This is a genomic window from Ruegeria sp. D6 (assembly GCF_056534365.1).
Genome location: NZ_JBQFPH010000010.1, coordinates 1 through 15,798, shown reverse-complemented (window position 1 = coordinate 15,798; position 15,798 = coordinate 1). Strand labels below are relative to the sequence as shown.

General features: G+C 56.8%; 18 protein-coding genes and 1 pseudogene. 7 read left to right on the top strand and 12 right to left on the bottom strand.

Going from position 1 to position 15,798, the window contains the following annotated elements:
• Window positions 1-8 precede the first annotated feature (8 nt).
• Window positions 9-329, top strand: coding sequence for a thioredoxin (gene trxA / locus ACR0A1_RS20305; protein ID WP_170397826.1), 321 nt, complete (start codon window positions 9-11; stop codon window positions 327-329).
• 85 nt (window positions 330-414) lie between these two features.
• On the opposite strand, the gene ACR0A1_RS20300 is transcribed toward trxA, so the two are convergent.
• Window positions 415-846, bottom strand: coding sequence for a hypothetical protein (locus ACR0A1_RS20300; RefSeq protein WP_480869013.1), 432 nt, complete (start codon window positions 844-846; stop codon window positions 415-417).
• Between the two features lie 100 nt (window positions 847-946).
• Here ACR0A1_RS20300 and ACR0A1_RS20295 point away from each other — a divergent pair, with 100 nt between their 5' ends.
• Both ACR0A1_RS20295 and ACR0A1_RS20290 read left to right on the top strand, forming a co-directional pair.
• The gene (locus tag ACR0A1_RS20295; protein ID WP_170625360.1) at window positions 947-1,297 is read left to right on the top strand and encodes a Lin0512 family protein; all 351 of its coding nucleotides are present in this window, start codon (window positions 947-949) and stop codon (window positions 1,295-1,297) included.
• Window positions 1,294-1,656 carry a Lin0512 family protein gene (locus ACR0A1_RS20290; protein ID WP_170407917.1) on the top strand — a complete coding sequence of 121 codons (363 nt, stop codon included), beginning with the start codon at window positions 1,294-1,296 and terminating at the stop codon, window positions 1,654-1,656. The genes ACR0A1_RS20295 and ACR0A1_RS20290 overlap by 4 nt, the downstream gene beginning before the upstream one ends.
• 55 nt (window positions 1,657-1,711) lie before the next feature.
• On the opposite strand, the gene ACR0A1_RS20285 is transcribed toward ACR0A1_RS20290, so the two are convergent.
• Entirely contained in the window at window positions 1,712-1,909 is a 198-nt protein-coding gene (locus ACR0A1_RS20285; protein ID WP_170397815.1) for a DUF1127 domain-containing protein, read from the bottom strand.
• A 197-nt stretch (window positions 1,910-2,106) separates the two neighbouring features.
• On the opposite strand from ACR0A1_RS20285, the gene hslV reads away from it, so the two are divergent.
• Both hslV and ACR0A1_RS20275 read left to right on the top strand, forming a co-directional pair.
• Window positions 2,107-2,664, top strand: coding sequence for an ATP-dependent protease subunit HslV (gene hslV / locus ACR0A1_RS20280; protein WP_480869011.1), 558 nt, complete (start codon window positions 2,107-2,109; stop codon window positions 2,662-2,664).
• On the top strand, window positions 2,661-3,014 hold the full coding sequence (locus ACR0A1_RS20275; protein ID WP_170425354.1) for a hypothetical protein: 354 nt from the start codon (window positions 2,661-2,663) through the stop codon (window positions 3,012-3,014). The genes hslV and ACR0A1_RS20275 overlap by 4 nt, the downstream gene beginning before the upstream one ends.
• A gap of 29 nt (window positions 3,015-3,043) precedes the next feature.
• Here the strand turns inward: ACR0A1_RS20275 and ACR0A1_RS20270 are convergent, their stop codons facing one another.
• Both ACR0A1_RS20270 and ACR0A1_RS20265 read right to left on the bottom strand, forming a co-directional pair.
• Window positions 3,044-4,285, bottom strand: coding sequence for an MFS transporter (locus tag ACR0A1_RS20270; RefSeq protein WP_170397806.1), 1,242 nt, complete (start codon window positions 4,283-4,285; stop codon window positions 3,044-3,046).
• Between the two features lie 105 nt (window positions 4,286-4,390).
• Entirely contained in the window at window positions 4,391-4,792 is a 402-nt protein-coding gene (locus ACR0A1_RS20265) for a DM13 domain-containing protein (protein WP_480869008.1), read from the bottom strand.
• Between the two features lie 198 nt (window positions 4,793-4,990).
• Here ACR0A1_RS20265 and hslU point away from each other — a divergent pair, with 198 nt between their 5' ends.
• Complete coding sequence (gene hslU, locus ACR0A1_RS20260) at window positions 4,991-6,298, top strand: ATP-dependent protease ATPase subunit HslU (protein ID WP_480869007.1); 1,308 nt, start codon at window positions 4,991-4,993, stop codon at window positions 6,296-6,298.
• Window positions 6,299-6,395: 97 nt separating this feature from the next.
• Window positions 6,396-7,493, top strand: coding sequence for an alpha/beta fold hydrolase (locus ACR0A1_RS20255; RefSeq protein WP_170425345.1), 1,098 nt, complete (start codon window positions 6,396-6,398; stop codon window positions 7,491-7,493).
• Here the strand turns inward: ACR0A1_RS20255 and ACR0A1_RS20250 are convergent, their stop codons facing one another.
• The 8 genes and pseudogenes from ACR0A1_RS20250 to ACR0A1_RS20215 form a co-directional block, all read right to left on the bottom strand.
• On the bottom strand, window positions 7,494-8,315 hold the full coding sequence (locus tag ACR0A1_RS20250) for an ATP-binding cassette domain-containing protein (protein ID WP_170397796.1): 822 nt from the start codon (window positions 8,313-8,315) through the stop codon (window positions 7,494-7,496).
• A complete protein-coding gene (locus ACR0A1_RS20245) occupies window positions 8,312-9,310 on the bottom strand; it encodes an ABC transporter ATP-binding protein (RefSeq protein WP_170513428.1) in 999 nt (332 codons plus the stop codon). Before ACR0A1_RS20245 ends, ACR0A1_RS20250 begins: the two co-directional genes overlap by 4 nt.
• Window positions 9,307-10,437, bottom strand: coding sequence for an ABC transporter permease (locus ACR0A1_RS20240; RefSeq protein WP_170397790.1), 1,131 nt, complete (start codon window positions 10,435-10,437; stop codon window positions 9,307-9,309). The genes ACR0A1_RS20245 and ACR0A1_RS20240 overlap by 4 nt, the downstream gene beginning before the upstream one ends.
• A gap of 4 nt (window positions 10,438-10,441) precedes the next feature.
• On the bottom strand, window positions 10,442-11,446 hold the full coding sequence (locus ACR0A1_RS20235; protein ID WP_170397787.1) for an ABC transporter permease: 1,005 nt from the start codon (window positions 11,444-11,446) through the stop codon (window positions 10,442-10,444).
• A 61-nt stretch (window positions 11,447-11,507) separates the two neighbouring features.
• The gene (locus ACR0A1_RS20230) at window positions 11,508-13,547 is read right to left on the bottom strand and encodes an ABC transporter substrate-binding protein (protein WP_170397784.1); all 2,040 of its coding nucleotides are present in this window, start codon (window positions 13,545-13,547) and stop codon (window positions 11,508-11,510) included.
• Window positions 13,548-13,567: 20 nt separating this feature from the next.
• The gene (locus ACR0A1_RS20225; RefSeq protein ID WP_170594917.1) at window positions 13,568-14,461 is read right to left on the bottom strand and encodes a DeoR/GlpR family DNA-binding transcription regulator; all 894 of its coding nucleotides are present in this window, start codon (window positions 14,459-14,461) and stop codon (window positions 13,568-13,570) included.
• Window positions 14,462-14,639: 178 nt separating this feature from the next.
• Window positions 14,640-15,479: an EamA family transporter gene (locus ACR0A1_RS20220; protein ID WP_170636821.1), complete on the bottom strand. Its 840-nt coding sequence runs from the start codon at window positions 15,477-15,479 to the stop codon at window positions 14,640-14,642.
• Between the two features lie 2 nt (window positions 15,480-15,481).
• Window positions 15,482-15,798: pseudogene (locus ACR0A1_RS20215) on the bottom strand (iron-containing alcohol dehydrogenase); the annotation flags it as partial.

The following is a 15,798-nucleotide window of genomic DNA, read 5'->3' as shown; positions in this document are numbered from 1 at the left end:
AGACAGACATGTCGACCGTAGCCGTTACCGACGACACCTTTGACGCCGAAGTCAAGAATTCCGATATCCCCGTCGTGGTGGATTTCTGGGCCGAGTGGTGCGGCCCCTGTAAGCAGATCGGCCCCGCCCTGGAAGAGCTGGCCAGCGAATATGGTGGCAAGGTGAAGATTGCCAAGGTCGATGTCGACAGCAACCCAAACTCAGCCGCGGCCATGGGCGTGCGCGGCATTCCGGCGCTGTTCATTTTCAAAGACGGTCAGGTGGTTTCGAACCGCGCTGGCGCGGCCCCGAAGGCGGCCCTGCAAAGCTGGATCGACGAGTCGATCTGACCTTCGCTAGTGTGCGAACGAAAAAAAAGGCGCCCCGCATTGGGCGCCTTTTTTGTGAAAGCCAATGCGTGACAAGAGTTTAGACTCACTTGATGGTCCACCTCACCGATACTCCCACGCCGTCCTTGTGGGTAAATGTAACGGTGTCGTCTGCGATTGAAACCACCTGACAGTCGTGGGGCATCACTTCACCGACGATCACGATTCTCCGACAGTAATACCTGTCTTTCCACTCCCACGTGCCGCTGATACTGCCACCTTTCGGGCCTTTGCCCTCAACCGTGCCGTCCTTGTGAATAGTCACCCAGGTTTCGCCCTGAACCAGCTTCTTATCAACGATCAGATTCATAAATTTCGCTTTGTTTTCTATGACTTCAGCGGATACGCTTGGCGCCAGAAGTCCAAGCAACAATAATGATGACACGAGCCGAAAATACGTCATGGAATCAAACCTTTCATAGATCGTGTGCTTAAACAGACAGAATTCTAGTCGATAGCTGCGATACAAACCAAACATTCGGGTTTCGTGGTTTGGCCGGATGCAGTTCACTGTACTGGTTCTTTCAATTCGCAAGAACTCGTGCAGATTGTCGGGTCATCAGGAATAAGGAGGCGACATGCCCAAAACTCGGGTATTGGTGGAATTCGGTATGGGTACGTCGCTTCGGCGCGAAGACTATACCGAAGCAGCGCTGCGCGCGCTCAAGGATGCGCTTTGGCATAACTCGATCAATATGGCGGAATTGTTCGGATTCCCGAAAGAGGCCATGATCATCGACGCGGAAATCGGAGTACAGCAACCGGACCGGGTGGATTCGCAGGCGTTGAAGGCCATTTTCCCCTACGGCCAGCCCAACATCACGGTCACACATGGTGGCTTGGATATCGACAAACCCCATTCTGAAGGTCGCACGGTGATCGCCAACGCCGCGATCGTTGTCTCATTTGATATGGAGCCCGCCCGATGACGGAAAAACGCATCATTCTGGAGATGGGGACCGGCAACGATCTGTATGGTCAGGACTATACCAAGGCCGCGCGCCGCGCTGTTCAGGACGCGCTGCACCACTCGTCCATCACGCTGTTTTCCAAACTGGGCATCAGTCATGAGGAGATGCGCGTTGAGGTCACGATTGGCGTTCAGCAGCCTGAGAAGGTTGATTGTGATCTTGTCGCCTCGGATCTGCCGCGGGGCCGCGCCTCGGTTCGGGCGGTCAAAGGGGGACTGGATGTCGAGGATGCCGAGGCGGGTACCCGGCATGTCGTAGCCACTGCTGCAGTTGAGGCTTATCTGCCTGATCTCGCAGGTAAATTCGTCGAAAGCTGAAAAAGAAAAAGCCGCTCAATCGAGCGGCTCATCTTACAAGTGTTCAAATCCTGGATCAGAACTTGGAGATATCAGCGCGGGTCAGCCCGACGTCTTCCAGCTGCTCGTCGCTCAGTTGCGACAGTTCGTTGCGTGTCTGATATGATTTGTACCATTCGACAACGTTTTCGAATGCATGAGAGAATGCGTCCACTGCGTGCAGGATGGTGACTGCTCCGCGCGGCGCATGGGTTTTTGCGATTGCGTTTGCCATGTGCTTGGTCCTTTTAACAGAAACAGCCGACCCGTTGTCGGTTGTAAGCCTCATGTAACTCCGGCGGCTGAGTCTCACAAATGCTGACTCAACAGCCCCGGTTTGCGTTTACTGCATATCTTTTGGGCAGTTTTAGAACCGGTTGCGCAGAACCCGTGCCCGGCCCATATATGGCAGCACGGATAACGGAGGCATTCATGGCAGACAGCGATTTTCCCGGATGGCACGGCACCACTATTATTGGCGTCAAGAAGGGCGGGCAGGTTGTCATCGCCGGGGACGGGCAGGTCAGCCTGGGCCAAACCGTGATCAAGGGTACCGCGCGAAAGGTACGCCGCCTATCACCGGGCGGGTTCGAAGTGGTCGCCGGATTCGCCGGATCTACGGCGGATGCGTTCACGCTGCTGGAACGTCTGGAAGCCAAGCTTGAGGCGACGCCCGGCCAACTGGCGCGTGCTTCGGTCGAGCTGGCCAAGGACTGGCGCACCGACAAGTATCTGCAGAAGCTCGAGGCGATGCTGATTGTGACCGACGGCAAGGATCTGCTCGTGATCACTGGGGCAGGGGACGTACTTGAGCCCGAACACAACGTCGCTGCAATCGGGTCGGGCGGCAACTTTGCCCTGGCGGCCGCCCGTGCGATGATGGATGGTGACAAACCGGCCGAGGATGTGGCGCGTGAAGCCATGGCAATTGCTGCGGATATCTGCGTCTATACCAACGGCAATCTGACGGTTGAGACGATCGGGTCATGAGTGCGGTTCTGGCAGCGATATTTGGTGGGCTGATTGGCGGCATTGTTGGGCCGATTGTGCTTGAGGAATATCGGAATCGGAAGCACGCCAAGACATGGAAAGAGCCTCGCAAGAAGCTGCTTGAGTCCATGTTGAGAGATACCAAATACAAGTTCAAAACTCTGGAACGGCTCAGCAGAACAATTGGCTGTACCGAAGATCAGACACGCTCGCTATTGATCGAGCTGGAAGCCAGAGGCGCTGTTTCAAAGAAGACCAAAAAGGAAATTTGGGCACTGATAGAGCGCGCGCCATTACAGGAAAGCCAGCGCAAACTTGACGAAGAAGAAATTGAGGAAGAGCAGGAGTAGGTGACCCCCTCCGCTCTATCGGCTGCTCTTTACGCCAATAGCGCTTTGATCTCTTTACCCTTCCACCTCAGATGCATCCCGATCAGGCCCATCAGGGCAGTGACGATGACAATGTAGTAGGGGACGCGGATGTCGATGCTCATCAATCCGCCTCCGATCAGGGACATGATACCGCCTGCTAGGCAGAACACGGCTGTGGTCACGCCCATGACCCAGCCCTGATCCGTTTCGGCAACGCTGGATGAGAACAGGCCTAGCAGCGTCGGGTAAGAAACGCCGAAGAAGAAGTAGAAGAAAAAGACCGGAATATAGCTCAGCACCCCGCTGGGGCTGAATGCGAAGGCAAAGCCACAGATCACCATGGTGACCAATGAGGTGTAGATGATCTGGTGCTTGCTGAACCTCTCTTGCGCTGGTTTCACAAGGAAGGTGCTGGAAAAGGCCAGCGCAACGCCAATGACCACCATCGCCATGCTGCCCCCAATTACGCCATAACCCCACGCGCTGGTCAGGAAGTTGTCGACGAATACATAGAAAGTAACGTTGGCGACCATGAACAGGGCGTAAACTGGCATGATCTTCAGAACCAGCGGGTGCTCGCGCACAGCAATAAGACTGTCGGTGATGTCGCGTGGGCGGAAAACAAAAGGTTCACGCTCGGTTCTGGTATCCTTGAAGAACGCGGTCACAAGAAAGATTGCAATCAGGACCAGTACAAACGCCCCGTAGAAAGGCGTTTTCAATGTCGCCGCGCTGCCCAATAAGGCTGCATCGGACAGAACCGCGCCTATGATCGGTCCTCCGACCAAGCCAAAGCTGACACCGGTCACAATATAACCCATGTTGCGGTCGCGGTCGGCAGCGTCGGTGCTGCCATCGATCATTGCCGCTTGTGCGATGGGCTGATTTCCAGCCGTAAACCCGGTGATTGAACGACCAATGATCAGCAGAAGCAGGCTGTTGAGATAAAGCGCTGCGATGGTCAGGGCGTAGCCGACCAGCGCCCCGGTCAAACAGACCAGAAGAGCATTCTTGCGCCCGATGGAGTCTGAAACTTTCGAGACATAGACCACCCCCAGAAACCAAGACAGGAAGAAGCAGCCGATCACCAGACCATAATAAAAGTGCCTTGTGCCCATGGCTGTGCTTTCCGGCAAGAAGCCGGACTTCGTTTCCATGATCAGGGAGTTGATGATGGGAAACACCAGCCCTTGTCCGATCAGGTCAACAAAGACCACAAACAGCAGGGTGATCTTGGCAATCTTGGTCATGAAAACGCCCCCAGTTCCAATATCTTGAGGCGAGTGTAACAGACAGTTGCCCTGTCACCTAACGGCGTGTCAGAGGCCGGAAAGCCCGACCCCTGAAGGGTGTGATTACTTCAACGAAGCAACTCCCAGCGGGACGCCAGCAACCTCGCACCAAATGTAAAATTCGTTGTAGCCCGAGACATCCATGGTTGGCGGCACGGCATAGGATTGCTTGCCGGTCAGGTGCAGCAGCGCGCCCAGTTTGCTGTCTGGGGCGTATGTGCCGTCCTTACCAAATGCGACACGCGGGTCGGGGCCGTTGTCCAGCGAAAAGTCGTCGCCCAGTTCAACGATGTAACGCTCGCCATCTTTGACCAGTTTTACCGAACCGGTAGTGACGTGGTTCGAGCGGCCTTCAAATGTGCCTTTCTTTTTTGCGCCACCGGCCAGGGCAGCGGTGGTGCCGACCAGAGACAGGGCCGCGCCGGTAGCTGCAGCTTTCACAAAAAGCGAACGACGAGTCATCATGATGAGGTATCTCCCTAATGTCATACGGACGCAGAGTCCGTCGCGAAAGGTTATGCCGCAGACGCTGTGCATCTGGCGATTCACATCACCACGAAATTCCGTGTGCTGCCCGTGAGTTACCGTGATCTTCTCGTGATCGGCTTGTGTTTTCGCGCCGTATGATTAGGTTCCGCTGCGAAACATACGGATAGAACACATATGACCGACCTGACCCCGCGCGAGATTGTCTCGGAACTGGACCGCTTTATTATCGGGCAGAAAGACGCGAAACGCGCCGTCGCCGTGGCGCTACGCAACCGCTGGCGGCGCAAGCAGTTGCCAGATGACATCCGCGATGAGGTCTATCCGAAAAACATTCTGATGATCGGACCCACCGGCGTTGGCAAGACCGAGATCAGCCGCCGTCTGGCCAAACTGGCCCGCGCACCCTTCATCAAAGTTGAAGCCACCAAATTCACCGAGGTCGGCTATGTCGGTCGGGACGTTGAACAGATCGTGCGTGATCTGGCTGACGCCGCAATCCTGCAAACCCGCGAGTATATGCGCGAGGATGTCAAAGCCCGCGCCCATCAGGCCGCCGAGGATCGCGTGATCGAGGCGATTGCAGGAACCGACGCCCGCGAAGCGACGCGCGAGATGTTCCGCAAGAAGCTGAAGGCTGGTGAGCTGGACGATACCGAAATCGAGTTGGAACTGTCCGATACCACGAACCCGATGCCGATGTTCGATATTCCGGGCCAGCCGGGTGGTCAGATGGGGATGATGAATCTGGGTGATATCTTCGGCAAGGCCTTCGGTGGACGGACCGTCAAGAAACGCATGACTGTGGCTGAAAGCTATGAGGCGTTAATTGGCGAAGAGGCCGACAAGTTGCTGGATGACGAAACTGTCAACCGTGTGGCTTTGGAATCGGTCGAACAGAACGGCATCGTGTTTCTGGATGAGATCGACAAAGTCTGCGCCCGATCCGATGCGCGCGGAGGCGATGTCAGCCGGGAAGGGGTTCAGCGCGACCTGCTGCCTCTGATCGAGGGCACCACTGTCAGCACCAAACATGGCCCTGTGAAAACCGACCATATCCTTTTCATCGCATCCGGTGCGTTTCACATCGCCAAGCCCTCGGACCTGCTGCCAGAACTTCAGGGCCGTTTGCCGATACGCGTGGAGCTGCGCGCCCTGACAGAAGAGGATTTCGTACGCATCCTGACCGAGACCGACAACGCTCTGACCCTGCAGTATACTGCCCTGATGGGCACTGAAGCGGTCACGGTCAGTTTCACCGAAGACGGGATCGCAGCCTTGGCCCGGATTGCGGCGGATGTGAACCAAAGCATCGAGAATATCGGTGCGCGGCGGCTTTACACGGTGATGGAGCGCGTGTTCGAAGAGCTTTCGTTCACCGCACCGGATCAGGCAGGGGCTGAGATCACCGTCGATGCAGGTTTCGTGAACGACAATCTTGGCGAGCTGACAAAATCCACAGACCTCAGCCGTTACGTTTTGTAACAGGTGCCAGCCGGATTTTGCCAATGAGTCGTGCCCTCAGGCTGGACGCGGGGCGGGAATACGGTAGCGTAGCCCTGTGACTTCAGAGGGGCAGAGCGTGCTGCGCTATTTCATCATCATTGTAACGCTGTCTGTGCTAACCGCCTGTGCGGATCGGTCTATCACAGAGATCACACCCGAAGCCCTTAGGGTCGGCACCCCCGCCACGGTCTTTGCCGCCACTACCCGTGCGCGCGAGCCGGATGGCAGCTACGGAGCTAACCGTGCCGAGGCATTGCGTTACCTTGAGATGACCGTCTCGATTCCGCCGTCGCACACGCCGGGTGAACTCGAGTTCTCATACGCGAACCCGAATCCGAAAAAACAGTTTGTCGTGGCCGATGTTACCGAGTTCTCGGGTCCGCAGGATCTGAAGTCCCGTCTGCGTGGCGTGGATGACGTGGTCATCTTTGTTCACGGGTATAACGCCACGCAGACTGAGACCGCATTTCGGGCCGCTCAGCTGAGCCATGATATCGGTATCCCCGGAACCATTCTGATTTATTCCTGGCCCAGTAAGGCGCGCGGCACCGGTTACGCCTATGATCTGGACAGTATGCTGTTTGCCCGAGACGGGCTGGAACAGACCATTAGATTGCTCAAATCAATGGGCGTAAAGCGGGTCGTCCTGATAGCGCATTCGATGGGCAGCGCCCTATCGATGGAGATGATGCGGCAAGCCGAACTACGCGAGCCGGGGTGGGCAAGCCGCAATCTTGAGGGGGTCATCCTGATCTCACCTGATCTGGATGTGGATCTGTTCCGATCCCAGATGAACAGCATCAAGAGCCCGCCCGATCCGTTTGTGGTGATGGTGTCCCAGAAGGACAAGATTCTGAACCTGTCGGCTCGGCTGCGCGGCACCGCGGACAGTCAGAGGTTGGGTAATATCAGTTCGGTCGACGCGTTGGCCGAATATCCGATCAGCGTGATCGACACGACTGCATTCAACAGCGATGCGGGATCATCTCATTTCGTGGCGGCAACGTCTCCGGCGCTGCTGGCCATTCTCAGTTCGGTCCGCCGGGTCAGCAACACCTTTGGCCCCGACCGGCCTGGCATCGATGTCCTTGTCCCACCCAGCGAGCGCAGCGCAGATGGCGCGACCGAGATTGTGCTGACCGAGACCGGACAGGCGCAGGTCAGCGCGCCCTGATCAGGCACGCATTCGATGATCGGGGTCCAGCGATGGGATCGCATCCAGCAACCGCTTGGTATAGTCTTGCTTGGGAGCGGCAAACAGTTCGCGCGTTGGGGCGCTTTCGACGATCTTGCCGTGATACATCACAACCACAAAATCGCAGGTATGGGCCACAACCGACAGATCGTGGCTGATGAACATGAAGGTCAGGCCCATATCTCGCTGAAGGGATTTCAGCAGGTTCAGGATATCCGCCTGAATCGACACGTCCAGCGCCGCCACGCATTCATCGGCAACTACAAAACGCGGGTTGCAGGCCAGAGCCCGCGCGATAGAAATCCGCTGACGCTGACCGCCCGAAAACGCGTGCGGATAGCGTCGCAGATGTTCAAGGTTCAACCGGCATTTGCCCGCAATCTCGCGAACCCGCGCATCGGTTTCCTCACGCGATGCGGTCAGGCCCATCACATCCAGCGGTTCGGCTATGATATCACGCACGGTCATCCGAGGACTAAGCGCCGCGTAAGGGTCCTGAAAAATCAACTGAGCCCGACGGCGATAGGACTTGAGATCGGTTGCCGACATTTTGGTCAGATCGAACTGCTCTTCACCATCATCATAGCTTGCGCCACCGCTGGTGATTGGAACCGCATTCAGCAATGCGCGGCCGAGCGTTGTCTTGCCCGAGCCGGACTCGCCGACCACCCCAACAAAAGCCCCTCGCGGGATTTCGATCGAGACGTTGTCGACCGCCTTCAGCGTGCGCTTGTTAAACAACCCGCCACCAAGGGGAAATTCGACTGACAGGTTTTCGGTTTTGATCAATGCGTTTGTCATGGCTGGCCTGGCACGTCTTCGGGGAAAATGGCTGCGAAATGGCCGGGGCTGACCTCGGTCAAGGGTGGGCGTTCCGTTTCATATCGCGATCCGGGTTTGAGTTCCGGGTTGCGTGGATGGAACACGCAGCCTGATGGCCGCTCCAGAGGTGAGGGGATATCGCCGGGGATCGGGGTTAGCGGTGCGTCCAGATCATCGAGTTTGGGTAACGCGTTCAGCAGGCCACGCGTATAGGCATGTGCCGGATGGCGGATCACCTCACGCACAGGTCCGCTTTCCATGATCCGACCCAGATACATCACCGCAACCCGGTCGGCGGTTTGGGCGACGACGCTTAGGTCATGGGTGATGAAGACGATACCCATGCCGAACTCGGCCACCAGATCCTTCATCAGATCCAAAACCTGAGCCTGAATGGTCACGTCCAGCGCCGTTGTCGGCTCATCCGCGATCAGCAGTTTGGGCTTGGTCGAAAGCGCCATGGCGATCATCGCCCGCTGACGCATCCCGCCCGACAATTCGAAAGCGTATTGGTTGAACCGGGCCGCTGGTTCAAGGATACCCACTCGGTCCAGCATTTCGATCGATAGTTCTTTGGCCTGCTTTTTGCTGAGGTCCGTGTGGATCAGCAACTGTTCAACCATCTGCTTGCCGATGGTGATCGCGGGGGCAAAGCTGGCCATCGGCTCTTGGAAGATCATACTGATCGCCCCGCCGCGCACAATCTCCATGTCCTTGGGCCGCTTCAGCGCCATGATATCAACCGGGCCGCTGTCGAGATGCAGATCGATCCGGCTTTCCGGCGCATAGATCGCGTTGGGTGGATTTAGTTTCATCAGTGACTTTGCCGTCACTGATTTTCCCGATCCACTTTCGCCGACCAGCCCGAGCACCTCGCCTGGGGCGAGTGAAAACGAAACATCCTCAACCGCCGTGATCAACCCTTCATCGGTTTTGAACTGAACGGACAGGTTTTCGACATCGATCAGGCTCATTTGCGGGTCTCCGAATAAGGATCAGCCGCATCGCGCAGGCCATCGCCAACGAACACGAAAGACATCACGAGAACGACAAAGAAGATGACCGGGATGAAATACCATTGGTAATTCAGCAGAACATCCGCCTTGGTCACATTCTGCAACATCACGCCAAGTGAGTTGACCGGATCTTTCAGCCCCAGCCCGATAAAGCTGAGCGCGGTTTCGCTGAGGACCATATAGGGGAACGAGATCACCAGATCGACGATAATGTAGCTGGTGAAGCTGGGCAGCAGGTGACGCCGGATGATGTGGCCCGGCGACGCGCCGCACAGTTTCGCCGCAAGCACGTATTCCTGATTGCGTTCCGTTAGCAGATGGGTACGCACCCGCCGCGCCAGCGTCGGCCAGCCGACCAGTCCCAATATGGCCGTTATCACGAAAAACCGTGTCTCGGCCGACCATTCCGGCGGGATAAAGGCCGCAATCGCCATGAACAGAGGGATGGCCGGGACCGTTCGGATCGCATCGGTGATCATTTGGATCACACTGTCGACCATTCCACCATAATATCCGGCCACCCCTCCGATCGCGAGCGCCAGCACGAACGAAATCATCACCCCAAGCGTTCCGACCTGTAGCGACGTCCAAACCGCATGCAGTGTACGGCTGAAGATATCCTTGCCGGCACTGTCGGTTCCGAACAGGTGAACATAGCCCTGATCGACACCAAACAGGTGGATGTTACCGGGAATGACTCCAAACAGCTTATATTTGTCGCCCCGAACGAAGAACTGGATATATCGGCGTTCATCCTCGTTCACTTTCTCGACCCAGCGGAAATTGGTCGCCAACGAGCGTTCGCGGGTGACCCCGTGCAGGAACGGGCGGATCGAGCAGCCATTCTTGTCGCAGAATTTTGGAATCTGCGGGGCTCCGTTCAGATAGTCTTTGTCACGCCCTGCGGCGGTCGGATCGTAAGGCGACAGGAACGGAGCAAAGATGCCCGACAGGATCAGGACGACCAGAACTGTGGCCGCAATCATCGCCGCGCGCTGTTTCTTGAATCGGGCCCAGATCAACTGACGCTGCGAGGCGGTGAAATAGGCTTCTTTTGCCTTTTGGTTGTCGATTGTCGCAGTCATCTGGTCACCTGAGGATACTTTTGCGCACACGCGGATCGATCACCGCAAGCAGAATGTCGGTGAAGAAATTCAACGTCACGATTGATGCCGTCAGCAGAAAGATGATGGCCCCCGCAAGTTGCTGATCATTGGACCGCGCCAACGCTTCAAGCAAAAGCGCACCGGCTTCGGTCAATGTCAGGATCAGCGCCACAATGGGCAGTTCGTTGAAGATCCGGTTCAGGTCAAAGCCAAGGCTGTTGACGATCGGCCCCAGCGCATGACGGGCCGGATAGCGCCATAACAGGCGGCGGCCATAAATGCCCCGCGCGGCAGCAGCGGTGACATACAGCTTCCCGATCTCATCCGACATCAACGCGCGCACGGTCTGCAGCGCAAAGGCTGTGGCCGACCAGCCCAGAATGAAGATCGGCAGCCAGGCGTGTTTCAGCAAATCAAGGAACTTGCCCCAAGACCAAGGCGCTTCTTTGTACTCGGGCGAGAACAGCCCGGTCAGAGTCTCGCCGAAATAAACGGTTGAAACCAGCATCACCATCAGGGCCAGCAGGAAGTTCGGCATCGCCAGACCCAGATAGCTGACGATCCGCAGCGAGTTGTTCAGTACCGCACTGCGCGAGGCGGCAGAAATGATGCCCACAGGGATTGCAATGGCATAAGCCAGCGTCAAAGCGCCAAGGCAGATCCACAGCGACAGCCAGAACTTGTCGCCCAGCAGCTGTGCAATATTCACCCGCAGGATGCAGCTTTCGCCGAAATCGCCGCGAAATGCCCCTGACAACCAAGTGGCCCATCGGGTCAGGAACGGTTGATCCAACCCCAGTCGGGCGCGTTCTGCTGCAACGTCAGCAACGGTGATCGCGGACCCTTGGGTGTTTTTATACGCCAAATAGCGCTCGGCACAGTCACCGGGCACCAGTTCCATCAGTGAAAAAACAATCAGCGATACGATGACCAAAGTGACCAACGCCATAACCGCCCGGGTGGCGGCAAATCTGCAGAATTGCAACATATCTGTCCCCGCGGGATGCGCGAAGGCGGGCGCGGGCGCCCACCTTCTTATCTTCTCAACCTTATTCGCTCAGCCACCACTGGGCGGGGCGGTAAGGATAGGTCCGATAGAACTCGTAAGACTGCGTTTTGAACTCGGTAAAGTTCTGCAGGTTGTTCGAGTGATAGATCGGGGCAGGAGCATTCACGGTACCCAGGAACAGCAGCTCGCCGGTCATGATCTCGACCATCTTCTGCGCGGCGGATACTGACGCATCAGAGCCGGGTGCACTGGACTGATAGGTGTCCAATGCAGCCTTCAGATCCGCGACCCAAGCCGGTGGTTCAACACCGTTTTCACCGTTTGAGCTGATATATTCAGCCCAGAGCATACCTGTACGTACGTCGAAATAGCCATCAAACGGAGGCACCCAGATCTCGCTGTCCCCGAGGATCGACCCGGCTGGCTGGCTCTTCAGCCATAGGCCCATATCCAGCGAGTTGGCCGTTTGTGCGGCGCGGAATTCGTCGGATGTCACCTCTTTGATCGCGGTGTTGACGCCAACGTCTTTCCAGTTCTGAGCAATCAGTTCCACCAATTGCGCCGAAGCTGGCTGGGTCGAGAACTGCCAATCCAGAACAAACGGATCACCATTCGGCAAGTCGCGGAAGCCATCACCGTCCTTGTCGACAAGACCGACTTCGTCCAGCAGCGCATTGGCGCGCTCTGCGTCGAATTCGATCTCATGGTTCGACCATTTTTCGTCGATGAAATCGGGACGTGGCGAGAAGCCGATGTACTGTGTCGGTGTTCCCAGACCAAAAGCCACAACCTCGTTCAGCTGGTTGCGATCCATCGCAACAGACATCGCAGTTCTGAACCGGATATCGTTAAAGATCGCGCGCTTGGCCTCGTCTTCTGCGGTCACGTTGAAGGTCAGAACCGGATAGCCGATCGAAGGCTTCACCTCGACCGTGTAGTTACCGTTCTCCTGACCTTCGAGCAGCACCGGAGCGGATGTCAGGTTAACACCCTGCGATTTGTAATCGACCTCGCCATTCAGCAACTTAAGGGTGCGTACTTCTTCGTCCGGAACGTAAGTTTCATCCATTTCCGAAATGTAGGGAAGCTGGTTACCCTGCGTGTCGACCTGGAAGAAATAGGGGTTGGCCACATAGTGACGACCCTCGGTGCTCTCCTTCACAAGGATATGGCTCTCCAGCGTCGGCATGGTGTCGGTGGGAAGACCCGCCAGTTTGTCACCGGCTGTCAGCATCGGAGATGGCGTATCCATCCAGTCCGAGTTGCCATAATAGGCCTTGATCAGCTCGTACCCGTTTTCATAACCAAGCGCCTGCGCGTTGGCGTCGGCGTTGTCATCCAGCGCCGGGTGGAACTTTTCAAAGAAATGCTTGGGCTGGTAGGGCTGCACATAGGTGAACGAGAATGTCTCGGTCAGGCCAGGCTTGGGCGCGGCAAGGGTAAAGCGGACGGTGGTGTCGTCCAGCGCTTCGACCTTCATGGGCTCACCGCCCGCCAGCGCATAATCCTTCGCTTCGGCGATGACATTGGTGTCCATCATCAGGTTATCGTACCAGAAGACGATATCCGCCGCCGTAAATGGCGCGCCATCCGACCACTTGTGGCCTTCACGCAGATTCACGGTCAGCACGGTGAAGTCATCGTTCCATTCCCAGGATTTCGCCACGTTGGGCACCAGGGTCTGCAGGTCGTCGGAATAGCGGAACAGGTTGACGTGACGCACCGAAAGGAAGTCCGAGGTGCCGCTTTCTGTGGCGTTGGAGAGCGCGTCCAGAACACCGCCATACTGACCTATCGAGTCATAGGGTACGATGACCAACGGGTCAGCCGGCAGACGATCTGCCACGGCCGCAAGATCGCCATTGCCACGGATCATGCCGTTCAGATCCCCAATAGCCGGGTTTTCTGCAAAGCTGAGCGTACAGTTTGCAGCTGATTGAAACTCGGACAGATCAAACTGCTGAGGATAAGCACCGGCTGCGACGCCCTGCATATCCGCGACGGTTGCAGCAGGACAATTGGCCCAGGCCGCGCCCCCGATTGTGGCAAAGGCCACACCAGACATAAGAAGCTTTTTCATGTTTTCTCCCTAGGTTTTGTTTATTTCGTTTTGCGTTTCCGAGAGCCCGATTTGCCCGCTTTGCTTTCGGAGGTTTCTTTGTTCTTTTTTTGCTTCCGGGGCTCTGTTTCTTCCGGCCCGGATTTGACATCGTTTTGCGATGCAATGTGCACTTGGACCCCAGCTTGCTTGAGAACGGGTGCAAACGCATCGGGTGGGGCGATATCGGTCACCAGATCCGTCACTTTGTCGAACGGGCAAGACACGTTGGCTGCCTTTGCACCGAATTTGGTGTGGTCCGCTGCAACGATCATGCGATGCGTGTTCCCTTGCAGCGCACGGGTCAGATCCGCCTCCAGCGGGTTCGAGGCCAATACGCCTCCGACCAGCGACAGTGCATCCGCGCCGCAGATCACCGCGTCATAGCTGTACTGACACGCCAGTTCTTCAGCCGCACGGCCAAAACTGCCTCGCTCGGAGCGGATTACTTCGCCCCCTGCCAGAACGGCGCGCGTGCCATTGTGATCGGCCAGGGATGCGACAACTGACAAAGAGTTGCTAACGACGGTCAAACCCCGCAGCTCACGTAGTTGCTCGGCCACATGAGTCATGGTCGAGCCAACGGTGATGAACAACACCATCTCGTCCTCAAGCAACCCGCAGACCCGCTTGGCGATGTTGGTTTTCTCGTCGGCATTATACTCCAGAGCGCCCGAAAACATCGGTGTATCCTGCGCCCGAGACAGAAATGTGCCGCCATGCACACGCTCAACCTTGTTCGCGCGCGCCAGTGCCTTGACCAAACGACGCACAGTTTCCTCAGAGACGTCCATGATCTGGGCGATCTGAGTGTTGCGCGCTGACCCCCCCAGCCGCGCAAGGACATCCAGCAGCTCTCGGCCACGATGTGGGATGGTTACGCTATCATCATCCATTTTCAGACTCGGTCACATTTTCGCGCAAAAATCCACAATAAATGTAAATCTTTTGCGACAATTTTGGTTTTTTTGTCTTTTCCGGTCAACATGGCACAACAAACCTGCAGTTTCATGCGGCGTGACAGGTGGATTTCAGATCTCTCGCAAGAATCATTCAACTCATCCCAGCATGTGTTCATGACGACAATGCGATCAGCGTCACGCCAGCAGCCATCATCACGGCCGCCAGAAGGCGTCGCATGGGATTGCCCTCACCCAGGAACAGAAATCCGATTAGGGCCGCGAAGATCACTGAAGTTTCGCGTAAGGCTGACACGACGCCAAGCGGAGCGAAATTCTTGGCATAAAGCACTAGGCCGTAAGCCGTCATCGACACCATTCCGCCTGCAATCCCGATCACCCAGATGCGCAGAGGCAAATCAAGCACACGCGCGCCTCGCCGTAGCGCGACAAAGCCCACAACAAAGATATGCAGAACCGAATGCCAGGCCCAATAGCTTAGGATGTTGCCTGACACCCGCACGCCCAGGCCATCCACAAGCGAGTAGATGGAAATAAAGCAGCCCGTTCCCAATGCGAAAACAAGCGATGCCCTACCGACCCCTTGCCTCAAAACCGACCAGCTGGACAGTTGAATGCCGGTGGCAATCACCGCGATCCCAATCCATGCCTGCGTCGGCAGATGTTCGCCCGCGAATATCACGGCCCAAAGAGCGACCAGCGCAGGAACCACACCGCGCGCGATCGGGTACACCACACTGAGATCACCATGCCGGTAGGCCTGATTCAGCATGTAGAAATATCCGAAATGAACGACGGTCGAACCTGCCAGATATGGCAGGCTCTCGATATTCGGCAGCGGCAGAACCGCTACCATCAGCGCCCCCGGGATAACATGCCCCAGTGCAACCAGACCCAGCGTGACCGTTCGGTCAGCGGCCGTTTTTACAACCGTGTTCCAGATCGCATGCAGCAACGCGGCCGCAAGGATTATGAGAACGATTTCAGCGCTCACTGTCAGATCGCCACTTTAAACAGCTCAGTGATGTTTTGTTGGTTGAGTTGGATTGGGTTACCTCCGCATGAGGGGTCGATGATAGCGCCTTGGACCAGTTCGGGGATGGCGGCTTTGGTGACGCCGAGGTCGGAGAGATTGCGGGGGATGGCGAGGCTGTCGTTGAACTCTTGCACGAAGCTGCGGAAGCCGTCGAAGCCGCCGTCGATGCCCAGATAGGCGGCGGCCTGCTGGAAGCGGTCGGCGATGACTGGCGCGTTGAACTCGAGCACGGCGGGCATGCAGACCGCGTTGGTGGTGCCGTGGTGGGTGTTGAACA